The 22,589-nt window shown below is 65.5% G+C and carries 25 protein-coding genes; 16 read left to right on the top strand and 9 right to left on the bottom strand.

All coding sequences use genetic code 11. The features are described 5' to 3' along the window. Nucleotides 1-168: 168 nt before the first annotated feature. A complete protein-coding gene (dnaK, locus tag WC585_RS05720) occupies nucleotides 169-2,085 on the bottom strand; it encodes a molecular chaperone DnaK (RefSeq protein ID WP_373256619.1) in 1,917 nt (638 codons plus the stop codon). Between the two features lie 236 nt (nucleotides 2,086-2,321). On the opposite strand from dnaK, the gene WC585_RS05715 reads away from it, so the two are divergent. Together WC585_RS05715 and WC585_RS05710 are read left to right on the top strand one after the other, a co-directional pair. Then, nucleotides 2,322-2,939 (top strand): alpha-ketoglutarate-dependent dioxygenase AlkB, encoded by a 618-nt coding sequence (locus tag WC585_RS05715; RefSeq protein WP_373256618.1) that lies wholly within the window; start codon nucleotides 2,322-2,324, stop codon nucleotides 2,937-2,939. Nucleotides 2,940-3,024: 85 nt separating this feature from the next. Further along, nucleotides 3,025-3,930, top strand: a complete 906-nt coding sequence (locus tag WC585_RS05710; protein WP_373256616.1) for a dienelactone hydrolase family protein — start codon at nucleotides 3,025-3,027, stop codon at nucleotides 3,928-3,930. Here WC585_RS05710 and grpE read toward each other — a convergent pair. From grpE to WC585_RS05695, 3 genes are read right to left on the bottom strand one after another with little or no spacing between them, the layout of a single operon-like run. Continuing rightward, complete coding sequence (gene grpE / locus WC585_RS05705) at nucleotides 3,927-4,517, bottom strand: nucleotide exchange factor GrpE (RefSeq protein ID WP_373256811.1); 591 nt, start codon at nucleotides 4,515-4,517, stop codon at nucleotides 3,927-3,929. The genes WC585_RS05710 and grpE overlap by 4 nt on opposite strands. 59 nt (nucleotides 4,518-4,576) lie before the next feature. After that, entirely contained in the window at nucleotides 4,577-5,650 is a 1,074-nt protein-coding gene (hrcA, locus tag WC585_RS05700; protein ID WP_373256615.1) for a heat-inducible transcriptional repressor HrcA, read from the bottom strand. Next, nucleotides 5,647-6,207, bottom strand: a complete 561-nt coding sequence (locus WC585_RS05695; protein WP_373256614.1) for a GNAT family N-acetyltransferase — start codon at nucleotides 6,205-6,207, stop codon at nucleotides 5,647-5,649. The genes hrcA and WC585_RS05695 overlap by 4 nt, the downstream gene beginning before the upstream one ends. A gap of 45 nt (nucleotides 6,208-6,252) precedes the next feature. Here WC585_RS05695 and rph point away from each other — a divergent pair, with 45 nt between their 5' ends. The 6 genes from rph (at nucleotide 6,253) to WC585_RS05665 (ending at nucleotide 10,729) form a co-directional block, all read left to right on the top strand. Then, the gene (gene rph / locus WC585_RS05690; protein WP_373256613.1) at nucleotides 6,253-6,984 is read left to right on the top strand and encodes a ribonuclease PH; all 732 of its coding nucleotides are present in this window, start codon (nucleotides 6,253-6,255) and stop codon (nucleotides 6,982-6,984) included. A gap of 87 nt (nucleotides 6,985-7,071) precedes the next feature. Next, a complete protein-coding gene (locus WC585_RS05685) occupies nucleotides 7,072-7,473 on the top strand; it encodes a hypothetical protein (protein ID WP_373256612.1) in 402 nt (133 codons plus the stop codon). 54 nt (nucleotides 7,474-7,527) lie between these two features. Further along, nucleotides 7,528-8,682 (top strand): acyltransferase family protein, encoded by a 1,155-nt coding sequence (locus WC585_RS05680; RefSeq protein ID WP_373256611.1) that lies wholly within the window; start codon nucleotides 7,528-7,530, stop codon nucleotides 8,680-8,682. Between the two features lie 37 nt (nucleotides 8,683-8,719). Then, nucleotides 8,720-9,247 carry a CHAP domain-containing protein gene (locus tag WC585_RS05675; RefSeq protein WP_373256610.1) on the top strand — a complete coding sequence of 176 codons (528 nt, stop codon included), beginning with the start codon at nucleotides 8,720-8,722 and terminating at the stop codon, nucleotides 9,245-9,247. Between the two features lie 63 nt (nucleotides 9,248-9,310). Continuing rightward, nucleotides 9,311-10,240 carry a magnesium transporter CorA family protein gene (locus WC585_RS05670; RefSeq protein WP_373256609.1) on the top strand — a complete coding sequence of 310 codons (930 nt, stop codon included), beginning with the start codon at nucleotides 9,311-9,313 and terminating at the stop codon, nucleotides 10,238-10,240. A gap of 12 nt (nucleotides 10,241-10,252) precedes the next feature. Then, a complete protein-coding gene (locus WC585_RS05665) occupies nucleotides 10,253-10,729 on the top strand; it encodes a COG3650 family protein (protein ID WP_373256608.1) in 477 nt (158 codons plus the stop codon). Here WC585_RS05665 and mmcB read toward each other — a convergent pair. Genes mmcB through hslV form a run of 3 tightly spaced genes read right to left on the bottom strand, consistent with a single transcriptional unit; the run spans nucleotide 10,714 to nucleotide 13,071 of the window. Then, nucleotides 10,714-11,157, bottom strand: a complete 444-nt coding sequence (gene mmcB / locus WC585_RS05660) for a DNA repair putative endonuclease MmcB (protein ID WP_373256810.1) — start codon at nucleotides 11,155-11,157, stop codon at nucleotides 10,714-10,716. The two genes, WC585_RS05665 and mmcB, sit on opposite strands and share 16 nt — an antisense overlap. 55 nt (nucleotides 11,158-11,212) lie before the next feature. Beyond that, a complete protein-coding gene (gene hslU / locus WC585_RS05655; RefSeq protein ID WP_373256607.1) occupies nucleotides 11,213-12,514 on the bottom strand; it encodes an ATP-dependent protease ATPase subunit HslU in 1,302 nt (433 codons plus the stop codon). After that, entirely contained in the window at nucleotides 12,514-13,071 is a 558-nt protein-coding gene (hslV, locus tag WC585_RS05650) for an ATP-dependent protease subunit HslV (RefSeq protein ID WP_373256606.1), read from the bottom strand. The genes hslU and hslV overlap by 1 nt, the downstream gene beginning before the upstream one ends. 142 nt (nucleotides 13,072-13,213) lie before the next feature. On the opposite strand from hslV, the gene WC585_RS05645 reads away from it, so the two are divergent. After that, nucleotides 13,214-13,603 carry a BLUF domain-containing protein gene (locus WC585_RS05645; RefSeq protein ID WP_373256605.1) on the top strand — a complete coding sequence of 130 codons (390 nt, stop codon included), beginning with the start codon at nucleotides 13,214-13,216 and terminating at the stop codon, nucleotides 13,601-13,603. A gap of 56 nt (nucleotides 13,604-13,659) precedes the next feature. Further along, nucleotides 13,660-14,400 (top strand): ThiF family adenylyltransferase, encoded by a 741-nt coding sequence (locus WC585_RS05640; RefSeq protein WP_373256604.1) that lies wholly within the window; start codon nucleotides 13,660-13,662, stop codon nucleotides 14,398-14,400. On the opposite strand, the gene WC585_RS05635 is transcribed toward WC585_RS05640, so the two are convergent. Both WC585_RS05635 and WC585_RS05630 read right to left on the bottom strand, forming a co-directional pair. Then, nucleotides 14,401-16,224, bottom strand: a complete 1,824-nt coding sequence (locus WC585_RS05635; protein WP_373256603.1) for an alpha/beta hydrolase family protein — start codon at nucleotides 16,222-16,224, stop codon at nucleotides 14,401-14,403. A 269-nt stretch (nucleotides 16,225-16,493) separates the two neighbouring features. After that, nucleotides 16,494-17,480, bottom strand: a complete 987-nt coding sequence (locus WC585_RS05630; RefSeq protein ID WP_373256602.1) for a 2-hydroxyacid dehydrogenase — start codon at nucleotides 17,478-17,480, stop codon at nucleotides 16,494-16,496. A gap of 99 nt (nucleotides 17,481-17,579) precedes the next feature. Here WC585_RS05630 and WC585_RS05625 point away from each other — a divergent pair, with 99 nt between their 5' ends. The 6 genes from WC585_RS05625 (at nucleotide 17,580) to WC585_RS05600 (ending at nucleotide 22,578) form a co-directional block, all read left to right on the top strand. Further along, nucleotides 17,580-18,089, top strand: coding sequence for an SH3 domain-containing protein (locus tag WC585_RS05625; protein ID WP_373256601.1), 510 nt, complete (start codon nucleotides 17,580-17,582; stop codon nucleotides 18,087-18,089). A gap of 73 nt (nucleotides 18,090-18,162) precedes the next feature. Then, nucleotides 18,163-18,696, top strand: coding sequence for a 3-hydroxyacyl-[acyl-carrier-protein] dehydratase FabA (gene fabA, locus WC585_RS05620; protein ID WP_373256809.1), 534 nt, complete (start codon nucleotides 18,163-18,165; stop codon nucleotides 18,694-18,696). A gap of 61 nt (nucleotides 18,697-18,757) precedes the next feature. After that, nucleotides 18,758-19,987: a beta-ketoacyl-ACP synthase I gene (gene fabB / locus WC585_RS05615; RefSeq protein WP_373256600.1), complete on the top strand. Its 1,230-nt coding sequence runs from the start codon at nucleotides 18,758-18,760 to the stop codon at nucleotides 19,985-19,987. A 104-nt stretch (nucleotides 19,988-20,091) separates the two neighbouring features. Then, nucleotides 20,092-21,342 (top strand): cation:proton antiporter, encoded by a 1,251-nt coding sequence (locus WC585_RS05610; RefSeq protein ID WP_373256808.1) that lies wholly within the window; start codon nucleotides 20,092-20,094, stop codon nucleotides 21,340-21,342. A 2-nt stretch (nucleotides 21,343-21,344) separates the two neighbouring features. Beyond that, the gene (locus tag WC585_RS05605; protein ID WP_373256599.1) at nucleotides 21,345-22,166 is read left to right on the top strand and encodes an enoyl-ACP reductase; all 822 of its coding nucleotides are present in this window, start codon (nucleotides 21,345-21,347) and stop codon (nucleotides 22,164-22,166) included. 1 nt (nucleotide 22,167) lies between these two features. Beyond that, complete coding sequence (locus WC585_RS05600; RefSeq protein WP_373256598.1) at nucleotides 22,168-22,578, top strand: hypothetical protein; 411 nt, start codon at nucleotides 22,168-22,170, stop codon at nucleotides 22,576-22,578. The last annotated feature ends 11 nt before the right edge of the window (nucleotides 22,579-22,589 follow it).

Here is a 22,589-nt window from a genome sequence, read left to right as displayed (position 1 = left end):
GCGGCGTTCGTCCTCTTACCCCTGCCCGTCAGGCCGTCTCGATGCTGAGACTGTTGTTGCCGGACTGGGCTGACCGGACAGACATGGGCGTCCGGCCCGATGATGCAAGTTCCATGAAAAGACCCCGTCCGTCGATCGACGGACGGGGTCCCTTCGGTTCATGAGCGATCAGGCGCTCTTCTTGTCGTCGTCCGAGGCACCCTCTGGGGCGACTTCCTCGAACTCGGCATCGACCACGCCGTCATCGGCCGGGGCCGCGCCGTCGTCGCCTTCACCGCCGGCTTGAGACGCATACATGGCCTCGCCCAGCTTCATCGAGGCCTGGGCCAGAGTATTGGTCGCGGTCCGGATGGTCTCGGGGTCCGAGCCGTCGCGCGCAGATTTGAGGTCGGTCAGGGCGGTTTCGATGGCGGTCTTGTCGTCGCCCTCGATCTTGTCGCCGTGCTCGGCCATGGCCTTTTCGGTGGAATGGATCAGGCTGTCGGCCGAATTCTGGGCCTCGACCAGTTCCTTGCGGGTCTTGTCGGCTTCGGCATTGGCCTCGGCTTCCTTGACCATCTTGTCGATGTCGGCATCCGACAGGCCGCCGTTGGCCTGGATGCGGATCGACTGTTCCTTGTTGGTCGCCTTGTCCTTGGCGGTGACGTGGACGATGCCGTTGGCGTCGATGTCGAAGGCGACCTCGATCTGGGGCATGCCGCGCGGAGCTGGCGGGATGCCCATCAGGTCAAACTGACCCAGCACCTTGTTGTCCGAGGCCATGGGACGCTCGCCCTGGAAGACCCGGATCGTCACGGCCGACTGATTGTCGTCGGCGGTCGAGAAGACCTGGCTCTTCTTGGTCGGGATCGTCGTGTTGCGCTCGATCAGTGGCGTGAAGACGCCGCCCAGGGTCTCGATGCCCAGGGTCAGGGGGGTCACGTCCAGCAGCAGCACGTCCTTGACGTCGCCTTGCAGGACGCCGGCCTGAACGGCGGCTCCCAGCGCCACGACTTCATCAGGGTTCACGCCCTTGTGTGGCTCCTTGCCGAAGAAGGCCTTCACGGCTTCCACGACCTTGGGCATGCGGGTCATGCCGCCGACCAGGACGACTTCGTCGATGTCGGACGCTTTCATGCCCGCGTCGGCCAGGGCCTTCTTGCAGGGCTCGATGGTGCGCTGGATCAGGTCGTCGACCAAGGCTTCCAGCTTGGCGCGGCTCAGCTTGATGTTCAGGTGCAGCGGGCCCGATGCGTTCATGGTGATAAACGGCAGGTTGACCTCGTACTGGGCGGTCGAGGACAGCTCCTTCTTGGCCTTCTCAGCCTCTTCCTTGAGGCGTTGCAGGGCCAGCTTGTCGGAGCGCAGGTCGACGCCCTGCTCCTTCTTGAACTCGTCAGCCAGGTAGTCGACCAGACGCAGGTCGAAATCTTCGCCGCCCAGGAAGGTGTCGCCGTTGGTCGACTTCACCTCGAAGACGCCGTCGCCGATCTCCAGGATCGAGACGTCGAAGGTGCCGCCGCCGAGGTCATAGACGGCGATCTTCTGGCCGTCGCTCTTGTCCAGGCCATAGGCCAGTGCAGCTGCGGTCGGCTCGTTGATGATGCGCAGGACTTCCAGGCCGGCGATCTTGCCGGCGTCCTTGGTCGCCTGACGCTGGGCGTCGTTGAAATAGGCCGGAACAGTGATGACGGCCTGGGTGACGGTCTCGCCCAGATAAGCCTCTGCGGCCTCTTTCATCTTGCCGAGGGTGAAGGCGCTGATCTGCTGGGGCGAATAGTCCTTGCCGTTGGCGCGGACCCAGGCATCGCCGGTCGGACCCTTGACGATCTCATAGGGGACCATCTTCTTGTCCTTGGCGACCACGGGGTCGTCGAACGAGCGGCCGATCAGGCGCTTGATGGCGAAGAAGGTGTTGGTCGGGTTGGTCACGGCCTGACGGCGCGCAGGCTGACCCACCAGGGTCTCGCCGCCGTCCTGGATGGCGATGACAGAGGGCGTGGTGCGGTTGCCCTCGGCGTTTTCGATGACCTTGGGGTTCTTGCCGTCCATGACGGCCACACACGAGTTGGTGGTGCCCAGGTCGATGCCGATAATTTTGGCCATGTCTTAGTCTTTCACTCCATGCAGCGGGCGATGCAGCGACCTTTTAAAGTTAAGCGCCGCGTGTGACCGCCCCCGTTTCAAGGGTCTTGGTCTGTTACAGGGTCCCGGATGGATAGCCCCACGAAGTTCGGGGTTTTCCAGCGGTTGTCGCCGATATGGGAAACACCCCCCCACCCGCAAGCCCTAATGCACGAATCAGCAGGCGATGTGTCTGTCCGTGATGCTAGTTTCTGGCGGTGAGCCCGGTGCAGGAAATTCAGACGGGTATCGAGGGGTTCCGGCTGTGGCCGGGCGCGCTGTCGGTACGGGCGCAGGCCGCGCTTTTGGCACAGGTCCTCTCGGCAGAGGCCGAGGCCCCGTTCTACAGGCCGGTGACACCCGGCGGTCGGCCCTTTTCGGTCCGGATGACCAACTTCGGGGCGTTGGGCTGGGTCTCTGATCGGGAGGGCTATCGCTATCAGGCGACCCACCCTGTGACGGGAAAGGCCTGGCCACCGATTCCGCAGACGCTTCTGGATCTCTGGAGCCATCTGACCGGCTGGCCCGAGCCTCCACAGGCGTGTCTGGTCAACCTGTACCGGGACGAGGCCCGCATGGGTCTGCATCAAGACAAGGACGAGGCGGATTTGACGGCCCCGGTGCTGTCGGTGTCGCTGGGCGATACGGCGGTGTTTCGGATCGGTGAGGCCGAGGGCGGGCCGACACGGTCGATCAGGCTGGCGTCCGGCGACGTCTGTGCCCTGACGGGTCCGGCACGCCTAGCAAGGCACGCCATCGACCGGCTGATCGCGGGGTCATCGACGCTGGTGCCGGGGGGAGGGCGCATCAACCTGACCCTGCGCCGCGCGCGCTGATGTCACGCCCTTCGTGAATGGACGACTGGTCAGGCTTGGGTCAGTGTCCCGTCTTCGTCATCGACCAACCTGCCGGAGATCGCCCATGCCCACCCTGGTTCGGCCTGAAGGGCCTGAAGCTGATGATCTCATTTTCAGCCGCCGGACGCTGGGCGTCGGTGCGGTGGGCGGACTGTTCTTCGCCGGCTATGCGCCCGCGGCCCTGGCCGCCCAGGCGGCACCCGTGGCGACCGATGCGACAAGTCTGGTCAGCGCCGACGTGACCTATGCCGCGCCCGACGGCTTTCAGCTGCCGGCCTATGTCGCGCGGCCCGAAGGCGACGGCCCCTATCCGGTGGTCATCGTGGTGTCGGAAATCTTCGGCGTGCACGAATACATCCGCGACGTCTGCCGTCGCCTGGCCAAGGCGGGTTATGCGGCGATCGCGCCTGCCTTCTTCGTTCGTGTCGAGGACCCGGCCCCCCTGTCCGACATGACCCGCATCCAGCAGATCGTGGCAGCGGCAGGCTATGAGCAGGTCATGGGCGACCTGTCCGCCACCTTGGAATGGGCCAGCCTGCAGGCCTGGGCCAATACGGACAAGGTCGGCATCACCGGCTTCTGCTGGGGCGGCAAGGTCGTCTGGCAGGCAGCGGCGCGGTTCGCGGCGATCGACGCCGGCGTGGCCTGGTACGGCCGTCTGGCTCCCGCCGCCAATGCCACGCCGGAACAGGTGGCGTCCGGCCAGCCTTGGCCCGTCGATCTGGCAGCAGATCTCAAGGCCCCGGTGCTGGGTCTGTATGGCGAGCAGGATCGGGGCATTCCCTTGGCCAGCGTGGAAGCCATGCGGGCGGCGCTGCAACGGGCCGGGCAAACCGAGAGCCGGATCGACGTCTATGACGACGCGCCGCACGGCTTTCATGCCGACTATCGCGACAGCTATCGGGCGGCGGATGCCGCCGACGGCTGGGCCAAGCTGCTGGCGCTGTTCGGGGCGAAGCTGAAGGGCTAGGCCTTGCCGTCGAAATTCCCGCCATCGGCTGTGCCTTCGGCGGCATAGGCGGCATTGCCCGCCGCTGCGCCAGAGCCCTTTGCGGCGACCACGACCATGGCCGGACGGACGGTGCGGCCGAACAGGGCGTAGCCGGCCTGAAGCGTCTGCAGCACCTTGCCGCCCGGAACCGTATCGGACGGCTGTTCCATCATGGCCTGGTGCAGGTGCGGGTCGAAGGCCTCGCCCGCCGCCGGGGCCACACGCTTCAGATTGTTGGCCTCGAAGGCCGTCAGCAGGGACTTCTGGGTCAGTTCCAGCCCGGTGACCAGACCGGCCTCTCCGGCATCGGCATCCTTGGGCGCGGCCATAAGGGCGCGTTCCAGATTGTCGGCGACGCCCAGCAGATCGCGGGCGAACTTCTGGATGGCATAGGCGCGGGCGTCATTGTTCTGGGTTTCGGCGCGGCGCTTGGTGTTCTCGGCATCGGCGACGGCGCGCAGGGCGCGGTCTTTCCACTCATCGCGTTCGGCGATCAGGGCGTCGATGTTGGCCAGGGCCTGATCGTCCTCGGACGCGGCGGCCCGGTTGGTCTCAGGAATGTCCACGGCTTCGAACTCGGGATCGTTGTCCCAGCCGCTTTCGGGGTCTTGGTGTGGAGAGTCGTTCAACTGTCTTGTCCGTCCAGCATTCGGCCCAGCACCCGGGCGGTGTAGTCCACCAACGGGATGATGCGCGCATAGTTCAAACGTGCGGGTCCGATGACGCCGATGGCGCCCAGCACCCGCTGGCGGCCCGACATATAGGGCGCCGCGATCACGGCGGAACCCGAAAGTGAAAAGAGTCTGGTTTCAGCGCCGATGAAGATGCGCACGCCCTGGGCCGTCGACACACCGTCCAGCAGGCCGATCAGCTGTTCCTTCTGCTCCAGATCGTCGAACAGGACGCGGACCCGCTCTAGATCCTCGACCGTCTCGTGATCGTGCAACAGATTGGCGCGGCCGCGCACGATCAGGGCCCGCTCGCGCTCGGCCCCGCCGGACCAGGCGGCCAGACCGTCCTCGACCAGGCGGGCGGCGGCGGCGTCCAGTTCGCGCCGGGCCGCATCCAGCTCGACCCGCATTTCGCTGCGCGCCTCGTGCAGGGGACGGCCCTTGAGCCGGGCATTGAGGAAGTTAGACGCCTCCTGAAGGGTCGAAGGTGTAACCCCGGCCTTCAGCGGCATGAGCCGGTTCTCGACCGTGCCGTCGTCGCCGACCAGCACCGCCAAGGCCTGATCATGACCCAGGGCCACAAACTCCACGTGTTTGACGCCCGCATCGCGCACCGGGCTGGCCACGATGCCTGCGCCGCCGGCCAGACCCGACAACAGGGAAGAGGCTTCGTTCAACGCCTCTTCGAAGCCGCGCCCGCGACCGGCCAGGCGGCCGTCGATCTCGCGTCGCTCTTCGGCCCCGATATCGCCGATCTCCAGCAGGCCATCGACGAACAGCCGCAGGCCTGCATGGGTCGGTATCCGTCCCGCCGAGGTGTGGGGTGACGCCAGCAGGCCCGCCAGGGTCAGGTCCTGCATGGTATTGCGGATGGAGGCCGGCGACAGGGCGATGCCGGTCATGGACAGGGTCCGCGACCCGACCGGCTCTCCGGTTTCCAGATAGCCCTCGACGATGCGGCGGAAAATGTCGCGGGCCCGGCCGTCGAGCACCGACAGGGAGGCGGAGGGGGAGCCGATGAAGGTCATGCTTGAAGCGCCTGTCTGGATTGCCAGTCCGTCTTCTCAAGTCGCATGACCAGACAGTCATCCTCATCGAACATCCGGCGACCGACCTCGACGAAGCCGAGTCGCCGGTAGAACCGCTGGGCCGCGGTATTGCTGTTCAAAGGGTCGATGATGACGGCGGTCACCCCCGCCTCGGCGAAGCAGCGGTCGATCATCCGGGTCATCATCTGGGTGCCCACGCCGCGCCCCAGCCATTCGGGCGGTCCGATCCAGATGTCGACGGCGCGCAGTCCCGGCTCTATGTCACCCCAGTAGTGGCTGGGTTCGGTGTGCGGATCGCAGACGGCCATCGCCCCGACGGGCCGGCCGTCGACCTCGGCGATCAAATAGGTCAGTTCGTAGGCCGAGTTGGTGACCTCCTCGGCCCAGTCGCTGCCGAACGCGACATCGGCATCCGGATCGTCGTTGGAGCAGGCGATGACGTGCGGCTCGCGGTCCCAGGCGGCCAGGGTCGGCGCATCGGCGAGCGTCGCCGGTCGCAGGGTGATGCCGGGGCTGGCGGGGGGGGACACGGTCATGGTTTCAGGATAAGCAGCGCGGCTGTTACCTCCAAGGACCATCTCATGACCGTCTCGCCCCGCCCCTCCGGCCGCACCCCCGAACAGCTTCGTGCCGTGACGCTTGAGACCGGCGTCAATCGCTATGCGGAGGGCTCGTGCCTGGTCACCTTTGGCCACACCAAGGTGCTGGTCACCGCCTCGGTCGAGGACAAGGTGCCGGGCTGGATGCGCAACTCGGGTCAGGGCTGGGTGACGGCGGAATACGGCATGCTGCCCCGGGCCACCCATACGCGGGGCCGTCGCGAGGCGGCGGCGGGGAAGCAGTCGGGCCGGACACAGGAAATCCAGCGTCTGATCGGGCGCTCGCTGCGGGCCGTCGTCGATCTGAAGGCCCTGGGCGAGCGGCAGGTGGTGCTGGACTGCGACGTGGTCCAGGCCGACGGCGGCACGCGCACCGCCGCCATCACCGGAGCCTGGGTCGCCATGGCATCAGCCTTCGACTACCTGCGCGCCGAGGGTGTCCTGAAGACCGACCCGATCCTGGACCAGGTCGCGGCCATCAGTTGCGGCGTCTGTAGCGACCAGCCGGTGCTGGACCTCGATTACGAAGAGGATTCCAATGCCGAGGCCGACAGCAATTTCGTCCTGACCGGCTCGGGCACCATCGTCGAGATCCAGGCCACGGGCGAGAAGCGCGGCTTCAGCCGGGGCGAGTTCGACCGGCTATTCCAGCTGGCCGAGGGCGGCTGTGCCGAGCTGTTTGCCCTGCAGAGGCAGGCCCTGGGCCGCGTCTGATTGCGTGGGGCGATGCCGGAGGCGGGTTTATTCGCGCCTTGAACCATGCCTAAGGTGACGGGTCCCGCGTTCGCATGGAGCCCCGTGATGCGCCTGCCCCTCCTCGCCGCCGTTTCCCTGTCTCTGATGCTGGCCGCCTGCGGACAGAACACCTCCACGCCCGATATCGACGAGGCCAAGGGTGGCGATGAGGTAATCGCGGCCCCGTCGGCGGAAATGCCCATGGACGCCCCGCCCCAGGAAGAGGTCGGCCCGGGCGTTGAGCTTCCTCCGGGGGATCAGGCCGCTGCGGGTGAACCGGGTTCCTGCCTGGCCGATGTCGGGGCCCAGGCCTCGGCCCGACTGGTCGAGCGCTGCATCATGGTCAGCCCCGCGACCCGTCCGCCCTGCAATGCCGCCAACCCCTGCACGATGATCCAGGGCGAGATCGACCGGGCCTGCGGCCAGTATGGGCCGGACGAGACCAAGCCAGCGGAATGCGCGGCCTGAGGCCTCCGGCGCAGGTTTAACGGTTCCTAGACCCTGAGGTTGTAGCCTTTTGGCATGACCTCGATCCCGACCCTCGGTCAGGAGGCCCCGGCCGACCTGCGCGCCCTGACCACCCTGCGGTTCTTTGCGGCCCTGTGGGTCGTGCTGTTCGCCGCCTGGCCGCATCTGGACGTGGGTTTCACGCCCAATGTCGTGGCCAAGGGCTATCTGGGGGTCGAGACCTTCTTCATCCTGTCCGGCTTCATCCTCAGCCATGTCTATCTGGAGGGGGCGGGCACCAGGAACTTCTCCTATGGCGGCTTCCTGTGGGCGCGGCTGGCGCGGGTCTATCCGCTGCATCTGGCGACCCTGTTCGGTATGATCGCCCTGGGTCTGGGGGCGACCGTGGCCGGGATCGCGGTCAGCGACAGCCTGCTGGACTGGCGCTCGCTGTTCGCCCACCTGACCCTGACCCAGGCCTGGGGGCTGGCCCCGTCGGCGGCCTTCAACCATCCGTCCTGGTCGATCTCGGCGGAGTGGTTCGCCTATCTGAGCTTTCCGGCCTTCGCCTTCGTCGCCTGGCGACTGCGCGAGAGGCCGGTGCTGGCGACCGTGCTGGCGGCGGGCTTGGCCTTGGCGATCTATGCAATCTTCCAGCCGCTGGCCGGATTTTCCCTGACCGAGGCCACCTTCCTGTGGGGCGCGCTGCGTATAGTGCCGTGTTTCATGCTGGGGTGTGCGCTGTATCTGGTGCATCGGCGCTGGACCTTGCCGTATGCGGGCTGGATCGCGGCAGTCTGTGCCGCTGGCATGGTCGTCGCCGCCTCACTAAACGCCTGGGACCCGGTGATCGTCCTGTTTGCGGGTGGGCTGATCCTGGCGCTGGGGTCGGTCCAGAACTCCAAGGGCGGGTTGATGGCCTCGGCCGCAGGCGTCTATCTGGGCGAGATCAGCTATTCCATCTACATGGTCAATGCGCCGGTCCTTCTGGTCGGGGTCAACGTCGCGGCGAGGGCGACAGGCGTTGAGGACCGACTTCACGTAATCGTGTGGTTGGGGGTCGTGGCCCTGATTCCGGTGGTGGCGGCGGGGACCTATCACCTGATCGAACGCCCGGCCCGCAAGGCTTTGCGCGCCATGGCAGATCGACGTTCGGCGCGCGTTGATGCGGCGAAGGCTCACAAGGAAAACGCCGAAAGGGGACTTCACCCCTCGGAGACGATCGGTTAGGTCTGGTTACAGTCAGTAACAATCCGGACTGCACCGTATGTTTAAACGCCTCTCGGCCGCCCTGGTTGCACTGACCCTCGGTTTTTCCGCCCTGGTCGCCGCACCCTCCGTTCAGGCCGATGCGCCATACTGGCAATGCGTGACCTTCGCCCGCATGTTCTCGGGCATCAACATCTACGGCGACGCCCTGACCTGGTGGGGCCAGGCTAAAGACAAATACACCACCGGCGAGCGCCCCCAGACCGGTTCGGTCCTGGCCTTCCGCCCCAGCGGCCGCATGAGCCGGGGCCATGTCGCCGTCGTTTCCGAAATCGTCACCGACCGCGTGATCCGCGTCACCCACGCCAACTGGGGTGGCAGCCGCGGCAAGGTCGAGGAGAACGTCACGGTCGTCGACGTCTCGGCCAGCGGCGACTGGACCGCCGTTAAGGTCTGGTACAATCCGATCAACGACCTGGGCACCTCGGTCTATCCGACCTACGGCTTCATCTACAAGGATGCGCCCGCCCCCTCGCGCGACGGCGTGATGATGGCCTCGGTCAACATCGGCAGCGGCCAGAATTGATCGGTTGAGGTCGCCGGGCTAGCTGTAGCCCATGATCCACATCTACTGCTCCAACGGACGGCAATGCGAACCGGTGGAGGTGGCCAGCGAGGGGTGGACGCTGCCCCGAACGCGGTCTGGATCGATCTGATTGACCCGACGCCGGAAGAAGACCGGATCGTCGAGCGGTTCCTGGCCCTGTCCGTGCCGACCAAGGCCGAGATGGCCGAGTTGGAGGCCTCCAGCCGCCTGTATCGCGAAAACGGCGCCACCTATGTCACCGCCGACATCATCCATCGGGGTGATGAGGACATTCCTGCCGCAGATCCGGTGACCTTCGCCCTGACCGGCGGACCGCTGGTCACAGTGCGCTATTTCGATTTCAAGCCCTTCGCCATGATGGTGGAAAAGCTGCAGCGCGAACCCTCGTCCTGCGACACCGGCGTCGACGTCTTCCTGCATCTGATGGAGGCGATCGTCGACCGGGCCTCGGATGTCCTGTCGACGAACGGCGCGCGGGTCGAGGCGGTGGCCAACCACATCTTCACCGGCGGGCGTACGGTCGGTTTCGACCGGCTGATCGGCAAGCTGGGCCGGGCTCAGATCGCCAATGCGCGGATCGAACAGAGCCTGTCCGGCCTGGCCCGCATCTTTGCCTTCGCCGCCCTGGATCCCGGGATCGAGAAACATCCGGATTCGCGCGAGCATCTGCGCTCGCTCACGCGCGATGCCCAGAGCCTGATCGCGCACAATCAGTCGGTGGCCGCCTCGATCAATTTCCAGCTGTCGGCGGCGCTGGGGCTGATCAACATCGAACAGTCGTCGATCATCAAGATCTTCTCTGTGGCGGCGGTGGCCTTCATGCCGCCGACCCTGATCGCCTCGATCTATGGCATGAACTTCCAGCACATGCCCGAATTGGTCCAGGGCTGGGGCTATCCGGCGGCGCTGGCCGCCATGGTGGTGGCCGCTCTTCTCCCGCTGGCCTGGTTCAGGCACAAGGGTTGGCTCTAGGAGATATCAGCCATGCGTCTGCTTGCCCTCGCCACCCTGTCCAGCCTGGCCCTCGTATCCTGTTCACCGTCGGGTGACACCGAGATCGAGGCATCCGAAGTCGCGGCACCGCCCCCGACGCTGGCCGGGGTCGATCTGAGCCAACCGGTGCGCGCCCTGGGCACAGAGCCCTTCTGGAGCCTGGAGCTGAACGGTACCGACATGGTCTATACCAGCCCTGAGCCGGGCGAACTGCGGGCCGCGCAACCGGCTGCGGTGGTGCAGGGTACGGTGACGATGTTCGAGGCCGCGACCGCCGACGGCCAGCCGATGAACGTGACCCTGACGGCCACCGAATGCTCGGACGGCATGAGCGACCGGACCTATCCCCTGACCGCTCTGGTCGAGATGGGCGAGCGGACCCTGACAGGCTGCGCGGCCTCGACGGCAGCGATCATGAGCGCAGGCGAAAGCGGTCCGGTCGTAACCCCGGCTCAGCCCGCCGGCTGATCGCGCAGGGTTCGGAGCGCCCCCAAGCGGGCGAAGGCCAGCGTCAGGGCCTTGCGCCGTGCCGGGGCCAGCGGCGTCACCGGAGCCTCGCGCACCACCGCCCCGCCAAAGCCGTCGGCCACGATCAGGCCGGGGGCCTCGGACAGCACCTCTTGCGGAAACTCGGGCGCGACGGCGAAGAAGAAGGCGTCGCAGAAGGGGGCGTATTCCCCCCATTTTCGATCAACGCGATAGTCCTCAACCCCGGACTTGACCTCGCAGATGACGATGTCGCCGCGTCGCCCGATCGCCATGACGTCGGCGCGGCGCCCGTTCGGCAGACAGACTTCCAGCAGCGGCGCATAGCCCAGGTCGATCATCAGCCGCGCCGCGCCGCGCGTGACGGCCAGGGTCGTCTGCGGGCGGCTGAAGACCAGGTCGATGGACAGAAGCTCGGACACCCGCCCTTATGTTCCGCCTTCGTTCCGGATTCAAGCCGGACGGCTAGAGGATGAAACGGCTCAGGTCCGCGTCGCGGGCCAGGTCGCCGACTTTGTCGCGCACCTGGTCGCCGTCGAAGCTGACGGTCTGGCCGGCCAGGTCGGAGGCCTTGAAGCTGGTTTCCTCCAGCACCTTTTCCATGACGGTCTGCAGGCGGCGGGCCCCGATGTTCTCGATGGTGGTATTGGCCGCCACCGCCGCATCGGCCATGGCCTCGACTGCTTCGGGGGTGAAGGTCAGGGTGACGTCTTCGGTCGCCAGAAGGGCCTGGTTCTGGCGGATCAGATTGGCCTCGGGCTCGGTCAGGATACGCACGAAGTCGTCACGCGTCAGGGCCTTCAGCTCGACCCGGATCGGCAGGCGGCCCTGTAGTTCGGGCAGCAGATCACTGGGCTTGGCCACGTGGAAGGCCCCCGAGGCGATGAACAGCACATGGTCGGACTTCACCGGGCCGTACTTTGTCGAGACCGTGGTGCCCTCGATCAGCGGCAGCAGGTCACGCTGGACCCCTTCGCGCGACACGTCGGCCCCGGACGCACCCTGCCGGGCAGCGACCTTGTCGATCTCGTCGAGGAAGACGATGCCCTCGTTCTCGGCCAGCAGCAACGCCTCGCGGGTCAGACTATCCTGATCCAGCAGCTTGTCGCTCTCTTCGGTGATCAAGGGCGCAAAGGCATCACGGACCGCCAGCTTGACGGTCTTGGTGCGCTGGCCGCCAAGCTTGCCCAGCATTTCGGACAGATTGATCATGCCGACGTTTCCGCCGCCGGGCAGATCCATCCCCTGCATGGGCGAGGCGGTGTCGGCCAGCGACAGCTCGACCTCCTTGTCGTCCAGTTCGCCCGCCCGCAGCTTCTTGCGGAAGCTGTCGCGGGTGGCGGGCTGCGATCCCGGTCCGACCAGGGCGTCCAGGATGCGCTCCTCGGCGGCGGCCTCGGCCTTGGCCTTGACGCCCACGCGGCGGCTGTCGCGCACCATGATCAGGGCGGCCTCGACCAGATCGCGCATGATCTGATCCACGTCACGGCCGGCATAGCCGACCTCGGTGAATTTGGTGGCTTCGACCTTGATGAAGGGCGAACCGGCCAATTTGGCCAGCCGCCGGGCGATCTCGGTCTTGCCCACGCCGGTGGGCCCGATCATCAGGATGTTCTTGGGCGTCACCTCGTCGCGCAGATCATCGGGCACGCGCTTGCGGCGCCACCGATTGCGCAGGGCCACGGCCACGGCGCGCTTGGCGTCGTTCTGGCCGACGATATAGCGGTCCAGCTCGGAAACGATCTCGCGGGGGGAAAGGTCGGTCATCAGAGGCTTTCCACCGTCAGGTTTCCATTGGTGTAGACGCAGATTTCGGCGGCGATCTTCATCGCCTTGCGGGCGACCTGCTCGGCATCCAGTTCCGTCTCCTCGATCAGGGCGCGGGCGGCGGACAGGGCATAGTTGCCACCCGAACCAACAGCGGCGACGCCGTATTCCGGCTCCAGCACATCACCCACGCCGGTAACGGTGAAGATCGACGAGGCGTCGGCGACCAGCAGCATCGCCTCCAGACGGCGCAGATAGCGGTCCGTCCGCCAGTCCTTGGCCAGATCGACGCAGGCCCGCGCCAACTGGTCCGGATACTGCTCCAGCTTGGCCTCCAGCCGTTCGATCAGGGTGAAGGCGTCTGCGGTCGCTCCGGCGAACCCGGCCACGACCTTGCCGCCAGCCAGGACACGCACCTTGCGCGCGGCCCCCTTGACGATGGTTGGCCCCATGGAGACCTGGCCGTCACCGGCGATGACCGTGCGACCATTCTTGCGCACCGCCAGGATGGTGGTGCCGTGCCAGCCGGGGGAGGCGGTGTCGTGTGTCTGCGTCATCCCGCTCAAATGGCGACCGAAATGCGGCATGCAAGACGAAACAGAAGCAAATTCAACGCCGCCTTTGAGTCACATTTCGACCAATGTAACGGGTTACATCTGCAAACAATTACCCCGCAAATGCCCAGATTGAGAGAACGTCGTGCTCTATCGCGTCATCTACGTGAGTGAATCCGTCGGTGCTACTGGTGTGTCGACCCAGTCGGTCGCGGAAATTCTGGGTGCCTCGGACCGCAACAATCGACGCGACCACCTGACGGGCTGTGTCCTGTTCCACGAAGGCCGCATTGTTCAGGCGATCGAGGGCGGGCGGGTCGATATCGACCGTCTGATCCGCCGCCTGCTGGTCGATCCGCGTCATACCGGAATGCGTATCATCGTCGATACGCCGATCAGCGCTCGCATGTTGCACGAGCCCATGGGTCTGTGCAGCGATCCCGCCGCCATGATGCGTCGGATTGGTCTGACCTCTCTGAACCGACTGACGGCGTCTGACGTCGAGGCGATGCTGGAGCAGCGTCTGGCTGCGTGATTCTCAGCGCCTGATCGAGCGTGACCGCAGGCACGGATGCGACTATCGCAAGTGCCGTGACTTTTTCCGATGAAGAAATCGAACGCTATGCCCGGCACCTGATGCTGGCCGAGGTCGGCGGGCCGGGGCAGCAACGGCTAAAGGCCGCCCGCGTCGCCCTGGTCGGCCTGGGGGGTATCGGGGCTCCGGCCAGTTTGTATCTGGCGGCGGCGGGGGCCGGGACGCTGCGGCTGATCGATGACGACACGATCGCCCTGTCCAACCTTCAACGCCAGATCCTGTTCCAGAGCGCCGATGTGGGCCACGCGAAGGTCGAGGTCGGAGCCGAGCGTCTGACGGCATTGAATCCACACGTCCAGATCGAGGCCGTGCCCGAGCGGCTGACCGACAGCAATGCGGCGACCCTGCTGGCTGACTGTGATGTTGTCATCGACGGAACAGACGACTTCGAGACCCGTTTCGTCGTCAACGCTGCCTGCGTCGGCACCGGAGTTCCTCTCGTGTCAGGTGCCCTGGGCCGCTGGAGCGGACAGGTCGGCGTGTTCGCAGGCCAACCCTGCTACCGCTGCCTGGTTGCTGACACGCCGCCCGACGCCGAAACCTGCGCGCGTGTCGGCGTGGTCGGGGCGCTGGCCGGTGTGATCGGGGCCATGGCGGCGATGGAGGCCATCAAGCTGATCACCGGTGCAGGCCAGCCCCTGACCGGGCGGTTGCTGATCTACGACGGTCTGGCCGCCGCGACCCGCGTTGTTGCCGTCACCCCCGACCCGGGCTGTCCGACCTGCGGCGGCGCTTGATCAGGCGAAGGCCTGTTTCAGCAGAGCGACATAGCGCGTCATCAGCGCCTTTTCGCGCGACGCGGGCCAGTCGGCGTGGCCCTGGTCTTCGACTTCGATCAACTCGACCGACTTGTCGGCAGCGCGCAAGGCATCGCGCATCCGCCGCGACTGGATCACGGGCACGATTGTGTCGTCCACGCCATGAACCAGCAAAACGGGACAGACGATCTCGGAGGCCCGCCGTCGCGGTGAAGCGGTCGCCAGGGCAGGGCCGATGACATCGGGGTCGCCGATCCGCTTGGTCCAGAAGTCGTAGATCTGTTTGCCTGGTGTATCATCCTCACGGTTTTCCCATGCCAGCATCTCGGGCAGGTCTCCGACACCACAGATGGCGATACAGGCTTTGTAAAGTTCGGGGCGACGTACCGCCCCCATGAGGGCTGCATAGCCGCCGTAGCTGGTACCCATTATGCCCACGCGACTGGCGTCAAGGCTCTTGGTGGCGATGACCTGGGCCACCGCATCTTCGACGTCTTCCTGCATCCGGTCGCCCCAGCGGGTCCATCCCTGCTGAGCGAAGGCCAGGCCATAGCCCCCGGACCCCCTGAAGTTGGGACGCAGCACCCACCAGCCCTGCGCTGCCAGGATCTGAACCTGCGTGTCCCAACTGCGTGTATCGCGCACCTCTGGCCCACCATGTGGCAGGACGACCAGTGGACCCGGTCTGCCACCGGGCGGCGCGGTCAGATAGGCCTCTATCTCCGCGCCATCGCGCGTACGAACGGCGAGGGTCTCTGTAACGCCCAGCCGTTCGATATCCAGCTCCAGCGCCGCGCCGACATTGACGATGGCGCGAGCTGTCCGGTCATAGAAAAACCAGGCTCCGGGCTCTGCGGGCCCCGTGACACGCAGCATGAACCGGTTCCGCTGGGCGTCGATGTCGGTCAGGTGGACATCGCAGTCGTCGTCGAAGAACCGGTTAAGCCCGGCGTGCAAGGGCGTCAGCGCGGGTTCGTTGAACTCGTACTCCAGCCGAGCGCCGTAATAGGCGGCCCCTACATATTTGCCCGCCGTGTCCTTCAGCCCATAAACGACATCCCGACCGGGACGGGCGCTCATGGCCGGACCCATGGTCAGGCTGCCCAGATCCAGTTCGCGGATGCATTCGGTATCCTCGCCCTCTGCCCGCGCCGAAACCAGGACGGTGCCGGGCCGGTCGGTCGCGGCGATCCAGGCGAAGTCTGGAGCGTCAGCCACCCGCGAGCGGCGCAGCAGCTTCCACTCGGTCTCGCCAGGCGGCCTGGCGAAGACGGTCTCCATCGTACCGCGCGCATTAATGTCGTGCCGCAGAACCGGCATGCCGTTCTGCGTGTTCCAGAAAAAGGTGTTGATGTTGCCGCGTTCTATGATCTCGGTGCTGCCGGTGTTGATGTTGACCCGGTGAATGGCCAATCGCCCATCGCTTTCCCATGCGGTCATCAGCACATTGTCCGGATCGTTCGGCAAAAGATCGATGACCCGGCCCATGTCCAGGGTTGCGCGCAGTCGTCTGCGCTGGCCCTGGAACAGCAGGACGACGTCACCCCGATCCGCCCCAACCGAAACAACGCGACGAGACGTGTACTCTACGCCGGCGATCCGCCGATTGGATCCAGGCCGCGTCCGAGAATCGGTCGTCGCCGTTAGGGCCACGCGGACCAGTAGCCGGTCGTCGTTGCCCCATTCCATGGCTTCCGCCGTGATGTCGCCCAGGTCGATCCGCTTGCGTTGGCCTTCGGGATCGTCGGCTTCGATCAGGTCTATGACGCCGTGAGGAGCTTCTTCCGTGCCAATGTCCTGCAAGACGGCGATACGCCGGCCGGACGGCGATAGAGACGCACCGCGCGTGTGTGGGCCGGGGAAAAAAGCCTCAAGAGGATAGGCAGTTGTTTCGGCCCTCGCACTTCGAGGTGGGGCCAGGCCGGCCAATGAAAGAGCTCCGGCCCCAGCCAGAACCATTCGCCGCGACAGCGCAACCTGCGCCGCTTTCGTCAATCCACAGGTCATGAAAGCTCCCCCGAACCACCGTGTCAGCGGACCTCAGTCGGATGATCGCGTCAAGATGCCTGCGCCTAGAACATCGCCGGGATGACGCGGTCCGGCGGGCGGTGGCCGTTCTGGAAGGTCATGATGTTGGCGATAACGCGGTCGCCCATGTCCTGACGGGCCTCCAGGGTGGCGGAGCCGAGATGGGGCAGAAGGACGACATTGGCATGGCCCAGCAGCCCGGGATGGATGGCGGGCTCGTTCTCGTAGACGTCCAGCCCGACCCCGGCGATGCGTCGTTGGGAGACTGCCTCGGCCAGGGCGGCCTCGTCGATCAGCTCGCCGCGCGCGGTGTTGATCAGGATGGCGTGGGGCTGGAGGCGGGCCAGCCGCTCGGCGGACAGCAGGTGGTGGGTATCCCTGGTTGCCGGACAGTTCAGGGAGATGATGTCCATCCGGGCCAGCATCTGGTCCAGATCGTCCCAGTAGGTTGCGCCCAGGTCCTCGGCGATCAGGGGGCTGACGGCCTTGCGGTTATGATAGTGGACCTGGATCCCGAAGGCCCGTGCCCGGCGCGCCAGCGCCTGGCCGATGCGGCCCATGCCGATGATGCCCAGTCGCTTGCCCCACAGTTTTCGCCCGCACATCCAGGTGGGGGTCCAGCCCTCGAACTTGCCGTCAGCGACGACCTGGGCTCCCTCGACGATGCGGCGGCTGGCGGCCAGGATCAGGCCCATGGCCAGGTCGGCGGTGTCCTCTGTCAGGACGCCCGGGGTGTTGGTCACGATCAGGCCGCGACCGACGGCGGCATCAATGTCGATGTGATCTACGCCCGCGCCGAAGCTGGCGATCATTTTCAGCTGTTCGCCGGCGCCTGAGAGCAAATTGGCGTCGATGGTGTCGGTTATGGTCGGGACTAGCACATCGGCACGTTGCACCGCCGCTTCCAGCGCGGCGCGGTCCATCGGGCGGTCGGTCAGGTTCAGTTCGGTGTCGAACAGCTCACGCATCCGCGTTTCGACCGCGTCCGGCAGGCGTCTGGTTAATACGACCTTAAGTTTGGGCGCGGACATTAGGAGCCTTCGATTCAACGAGCGTATCCGGTGTCTAGCAAAGCTCGCCCTCACATCCAAAGACGGGGCCTCCAAAGACTGGCTGTCGTCACGGCGATCATGGGCGCCGCCGTTCTGGCGGGTGCAGGCCAGGCCATGCCCGATGGTCGGCCGACACCGTCGGGCCAACCCGTTCCGCGCTGGCTGTCGCTGAAATCGGACGAGGTCCGCGCCCGCCACGGCCCCGGTCTGGACTACCGAATCCTGTGGGAATACCGCGTCCGCAACCTGCCTGTGCAGGTGATCGCCGAGACCAAGGAGTGGCGCAAGATCTGCGACCCGGACGGGGCCGTCGCCTGGGTCCACCGCAGCGTGGTCTCCAGTCGCCGCAGCGTGATGAACCGCTCCGAGGCTGAGATCGGCATCCATACGCGCCGTTCCGACAGCTCGCCGTTGCGTGCCCGCCTGTCGCCCCAGGCACTCGTATCGGTCGACGAATGCGAAGAGGGCTGGTGCCGGGTCCAGGCGGGACGCCGTCGGGGGTGGGTCCGCCAGTCTGGTGTCTTCGGGACGCAGGAACGGGCTCTGTGCAATGCTGCGCGCCCGGCCGGAACGGGACGCGCCTCCTAAATCATTTGAGCGGGGCGGACGGGTCGTGTACCCCCACGGCAACACCGACCTTTCGGAGCCCGCCGTCTTGAGCCTGTCGAAATATCCGTCTTCGTTCGATTACGAAGCCCTGCTGGCCTCGGGCCGGGGAGAGCTGTTCGGGCCGGGCAATGCCCAGCTGCCCGCGCCGCCGATGCTGATGTTCGACCGCATCACCCAGATCAACGGCGACGGCGGAGCCCACGGCAAGGGCTATGTCGAAGCCGAGCTGGATATCCATCCGGACCTCTGGTTCTTCCAGTGCCACTTCATCGGCGATCCGGTCATGCCCGGCTGCCTTGGCCTGGATGCCATGTGGCAGCTGGTCGGCTTCTACCTCGGCTGGATCGGTGGCCCCGGAAAGGGCCGCGCCTTGGGCGTCGGCGAAGTCAAATTCACCGGTCAGGTCCAGCCCGACGTCAAGAAGGTGGTCTACAAGATCGACCTGAAGCGGGTGATCAACCGCCGCCTGGTCATGGGCATCGCCGATGGCGTGCTGGAGGCCGACGGACAGGTGATCTACACCTGCAACGACATGCGTGTCGGCCTGTTCGGCGGCGGCGAACCCGTGGACGCGGCGGCCAACTAACCCCACTTGCAGACAGACCGCGGTCAACGCGGCGACTGATAAAGATTTGAAGGAAACCACCATGCGTCGCGTCGTCGTCACCGGACTGGGCATCGTCTCCTCCATCGGCACCGGCCAGGATGAGGTCGCGGCTTCGCTGCGCGAGGCGAAATCGGGCATTCAGGCGGCTCCGGACCACATCCAGCATGGCTTCCGCAGCCAGGTCTGGGCCCCGCCGTCGCTGGGCGTGACGGCCGAGGACTGGGCTCCGCATGTCGATCGCCGCGCTGCCCGCTTCCTGGCCAACGGCACGGCCTGGGGTCACATCGCCTTCGAGGAGGCGCTGAAGGACAGCGGCATGACGGCCGACGAGATCAAGTCCGACCGCATCGGCCTGATCGTCGGCGAGGGCGGGCCTTCGACCCAGGTCATCCTTCAGGCGGCCGCAACGACCGTCGAAAAGAACTCCCCCAAGCGCATCGGGCCGTTCGCTGTGCCCAAGGCCATGGCGTCTGGGCCGTCCGCCGTGCTGGCGACCTGGTTCCAGCTCAAGGGCATCAACTATTCGATCAGCTCGGCCTGTGCGACGTCCGCCCACTGCATCGGCGCGGCCGCGGAACAGATCGCCTGGGGCAAACAGGACGTGGTCTTCGCAGGCGGCGTGGAGGATATTGACTGGTCCATGTCCAATATGTTCGACGCGATGGGGGCCATGTCCTCCAACTTCAACGACACGCCATCGGTGGCGTCACGCGCCTATGATAAGGATCGCGACGGCTTCGTCATTGCGGGCGGCGCGGGCATTGTGGTGCTGGAGGAATACGAGCGGGCCGTGGCGCGCGGCGCGACCATCTATGCCGAAGTGACCGGCTACGGTGCCAACTCCGACGGCTATGACATGGTCGCTCCCTCGGGCGAGGGTGCCGAGCGCTGCATGAAGATCGCGCTCGAAATGGCTGGCAATCCGCGCATCGACTATCTGAACCCGCACGGCACTTCGACGCCGGTCGGCGACAGCAAGGAGATGGGTGCCGTCCGCAACGTCTTCGGCGACGACCTGCCGATGATCTCCTCGACCAAGTCGTTGACGGGCCATTCGCTCGGCGCGGCGGGTGCCCAGGAAGCCATCTACTGCCTGCTGATGATGAAGCACGGCTTCGCCGCCGAGAGCGCCCACATCGAGACCCTGGACCCTGAGTTCGAGGGCATGCCGATCCTGCGTGAACGCCACGACGGCGAGCTGAAACACGTCATGTCCAACAGCTTTGGCTTCGGTGGGACGAACGGAACGTTGATCCTGTCGAAGGTGTAATCGGCAACGGCTTCCGCCCAAGGACGCTATAGTCGGCCTCCACAGGCCAGGAGCGGTTCTTGAACTTCGACCCCTACATCGTCTTTCTGCTCGGTCTCGGCGGGGTGGTCCTGCTTGTTTCATGGGCCCCTGTGGGTCTGAAGCGTCTGCCGCTGACGTTGGCGATACTTTGCGTCGCAATCGGTGTGTTGGTGTTCAGTACCGGTGCGCTGTCGTTCAACCCGGATCCACGCACCTGGGACACGGCGACAGAACGGCTAACCGAACTGGTGGTAATCATCAGCCTTCTGGGGGCCGGGCTGAAAATTGATCGACCGCCGGGCTGGCGGGCCTGGTCGACGACCTGGCGGCTATTGGCCATAGCCATGCCCCTGACGATAGCTGCTGTAGCTTTTCTGGGGTGGGCAGGCCTGGGCTTCAGCCTGGCCATGGCGCTGCTGTTCGGTGCCAGTATGGCTCCGACGGATCCGGTGCTTGCAGCAGACGTACAATGCGGACCGCCCGGTTCAGGCGAAGATGACGAGGTTCGCTTTGGCCTGACTTCCGAAGCCGGGTTGAACGACGCGCTGGCATTTCCTTTCGTGCACCTGGCCATCCTTGCGGCCGCGGGCGGACTGGCAACCCAGACCGGTCTCGTCGACTGGTTTGGCGTCAAGGTGGTCTGGAAGCTACTGGCAGGGCTTGGTGCAGGCTGGCTGATTGGCAAAGCTATAGGCTTCATGCTGTTCCGCAGTCGGCGCGGTCCATCGCGGCTCGGCGACGGCCTGATCGCCCTGGCCGCCACGCTGATCGCCTACGCCTTGACCGAGATGGTTCAGGGCTATGGTTTTCTTGCCGTCTTTATCTGCGCCGTCGTCATTCGCGGGTTCGAGCGAGACCACGAGTTTCATCAGGAGATGCACGACTTCTCCGACCAGATTGAGCGGCTGCTGATCATGTTGCTGCTCGTGCTGTTTGGGGGCGCGCTGGCCAATGGTCTTCTGTCCAGCCTGACATGGACGGACGCGCTGATCGGCCTGGCGGTGGTCCTTGTCGTCCGTCCCGCCGCGGGTCTGATCGCCATGACAGGCTCGCGCCAGCCGTGGCGCGAACGGCTTCTGCTGTCCTTCCTTGGCATTCGCGGTGTGGGTTCGGTCTATTACCTGGCCTATGGCCTCAACCACGGCGAATTTGGCGACAGTGAGCGTCTGTGGGCGATCGTCGGCTTCATTATTTTGTTGTCGATCATCGTGCACGGGGTCACCGCCACGCCTCTTCTGGCCCGCCTGGCCAGGCGTGACAGCTCATGCGGTTCCCCGGCCTTTCCCGCTGCGCCCGCCCCTGCTAACCCTCCCCGCTCGAACAACGGAGACTGACCATGGCCACCGAATCCGCCTGGACCATGCCGACCGGCGAACTGATGAAGGGCAAGAAGGGCCTGATCATGGGGGTGGCGAACGCCAACTCCATCGCCTGGGGCATCGCCTCGCAGCTGGCCGCGCAAGGGGCCGAGCTGGCCTTCACCTATCTGGGCGAGGGTCTGGAGCGCCGGGTGCGTCCGCTGGCCGAAAGCGTCGGGGCCAAGCTGCTGATCCAGGCCGACGTCACCGACGACGCCTCCATGGACAAGGCCTTCGCGGAGCTGGAGCGCGAGTTCGGCACCATCGACTTCGTCGTCCACGCCATCGCCTTCGCCAACAAGGACGAGCTGAAGGGCAGCTTCGTCGACAACACCAGCCGCGACAGCTTCCTGCTGGCCATGAACATCTCGGCCTTCAGCTTCGTGGATGTCGCCAAACGCGCGTCGAAGCTGATGCCCAACGGCGGCAGCCTGGTCACCCTGACCTATCTGGGGTCGGAGCGGGCCATTCCGAACTACAACACCATGGGCGTGGCCAAGGCCGCGCTGGAGGCCGCGACCCGCTATATCGCCCGCGACCTTGGGCCCAAGGGCATCCGCGTCAACGCCATCTCGGCCGGGGCCATGCGCACGCTTTCATTGGCGGGCATCTCGGGCGGCCGGGGGATGATCGCCCAGGGCCGCGCCATGTCGGCCATGAAGGAAGACACCTCCATGGAGGGCGTCGCCGGTGCCGCGCTGTGGCTGTGCTCGGACCTGGGCTTCTCGACCACGGGCGAAGTCATCCACGTCGACGCCGGCTTCCACATGATGGGTATGGCGGCGGACGAAGAGGCTTAACTTGTCCAGTGCGGGCGCTGCCGAGGACGCTAAAACTAAAGCGATGGAGCGGGACGCTCGTATCCATCAGATCGGTTGCGTCGTCGTGTTCGTGGCGCTGTGCCTTAGCGCGCTGCTGCCCGAGAGATACTCGTTATTCAGCTTCGCGTTCCCCTTTGGAGCGGTCGCAGTCGCAGCCTATTATTTGAGGTTCCGGGTCATTGCGAACCTTGAAATAGGTTTGGTTTTTCTCGCTTTGATTATCTGCCTGCAAGCGATGGCACTCTTCCAGTGGCGGCTCGAGCAGTCGGGCATCAATAAAGAACTTGAGCAAATTGCGTGTCGCAGCGACCTCGCTGATCGCGCGGGTCCAGAGCTCTGTGAACAAATATACGGAGTTCTCAACCCAGAACCCATCTACGATCCCGAGTGATCTAAGTCTGC

Origin of the sequence: Brevundimonas sp. (assembly GCF_041648055.1) — a bacterium.
In the GTDB taxonomy this organism is placed as follows: Bacteria; Pseudomonadota; Alphaproteobacteria; order Caulobacterales; family Caulobacteraceae; genus Brevundimonas.
Note: the sequence above shows the minus strand (reverse complement) of the source record. Positions and strands in the feature narration are given on the sequence as shown.

What these genes read in the sequence shown, in the direction of transcription:
- dnaK (WP_373256619.1), bottom strand. Translation starts at nt 2,085, where the DNA reads ATGGCCAAAATTATCGGCATCGACCTGGGCACCACCAACTCGTGTGTG.
- WC585_RS05710 (WP_373256616.1), top strand. Translation starts at nt 3,025, where the DNA reads ATGCCCACCCTGGTTCGGCCTGAAGGGCCTGAAGCTGATGATCTCATT.
- hrcA (WP_373256615.1), bottom strand. Translation starts at nt 5,650, where the DNA reads ATGACCTTCATCGGCTCCCCCTCCGCCTCCCTGTCGGTGCTCGACGGC.
- WC585_RS05695 (WP_373256614.1), bottom strand. Translation starts at nt 6,207, where the DNA reads ATGACCGTGTCCCCCCCCGCCAGCCCCGGCATCACCCTGCGACCGGCG.
- rph (WP_373256613.1), top strand. Translation starts at nt 6,253, where the DNA reads ATGACCGTCTCGCCCCGCCCCTCCGGCCGCACCCCCGAACAGCTTCGT.
- WC585_RS05685 (WP_373256612.1), top strand. Translation starts at nt 7,072, where the DNA reads ATGCGCCTGCCCCTCCTCGCCGCCGTTTCCCTGTCTCTGATGCTGGCC.
- WC585_RS05680 (WP_373256611.1), top strand. Translation starts at nt 7,528, where the DNA reads ATGACCTCGATCCCGACCCTCGGTCAGGAGGCCCCGGCCGACCTGCGC.
- WC585_RS05675 (WP_373256610.1), top strand. Translation starts at nt 8,720, where the DNA reads ATGTTTAAACGCCTCTCGGCCGCCCTGGTTGCACTGACCCTCGGTTTT.
- WC585_RS05670 (WP_373256609.1), top strand. Translation starts at nt 9,311, where the DNA reads ATGCGAACCGGTGGAGGTGGCCAGCGAGGGGTGGACGCTGCCCCGAAC.
- WC585_RS05665 (WP_373256608.1), top strand. Translation starts at nt 10,253, where the DNA reads ATGCGTCTGCTTGCCCTCGCCACCCTGTCCAGCCTGGCCCTCGTATCC.
- hslU (WP_373256607.1), bottom strand. Translation starts at nt 12,514, where the DNA reads ATGACCGACCTTTCCCCCCGCGAGATCGTTTCCGAGCTGGACCGCTAT.
- hslV (WP_373256606.1), bottom strand. Translation starts at nt 13,071, where the DNA reads ATGACGCAGACACACGACACCGCCTCCCCCGGCTGGCACGGCACCACC.
- WC585_RS05630 (WP_373256602.1), bottom strand. Translation starts at nt 17,480, where the DNA reads ATGTCCGCGCCCAAACTTAAGGTCGTATTAACCAGACGCCTGCCGGAC.
- WC585_RS05625 (WP_373256601.1), top strand. Translation starts at nt 17,580, where the DNA reads ATGGGCGCCGCCGTTCTGGCGGGTGCAGGCCAGGCCATGCCCGATGGT.
- fabB (WP_373256600.1), top strand. Translation starts at nt 18,758, where the DNA reads ATGCGTCGCGTCGTCGTCACCGGACTGGGCATCGTCTCCTCCATCGGC.
- WC585_RS05605 (WP_373256599.1), top strand. Translation starts at nt 21,345, where the DNA reads ATGGCCACCGAATCCGCCTGGACCATGCCGACCGGCGAACTGATGAAG.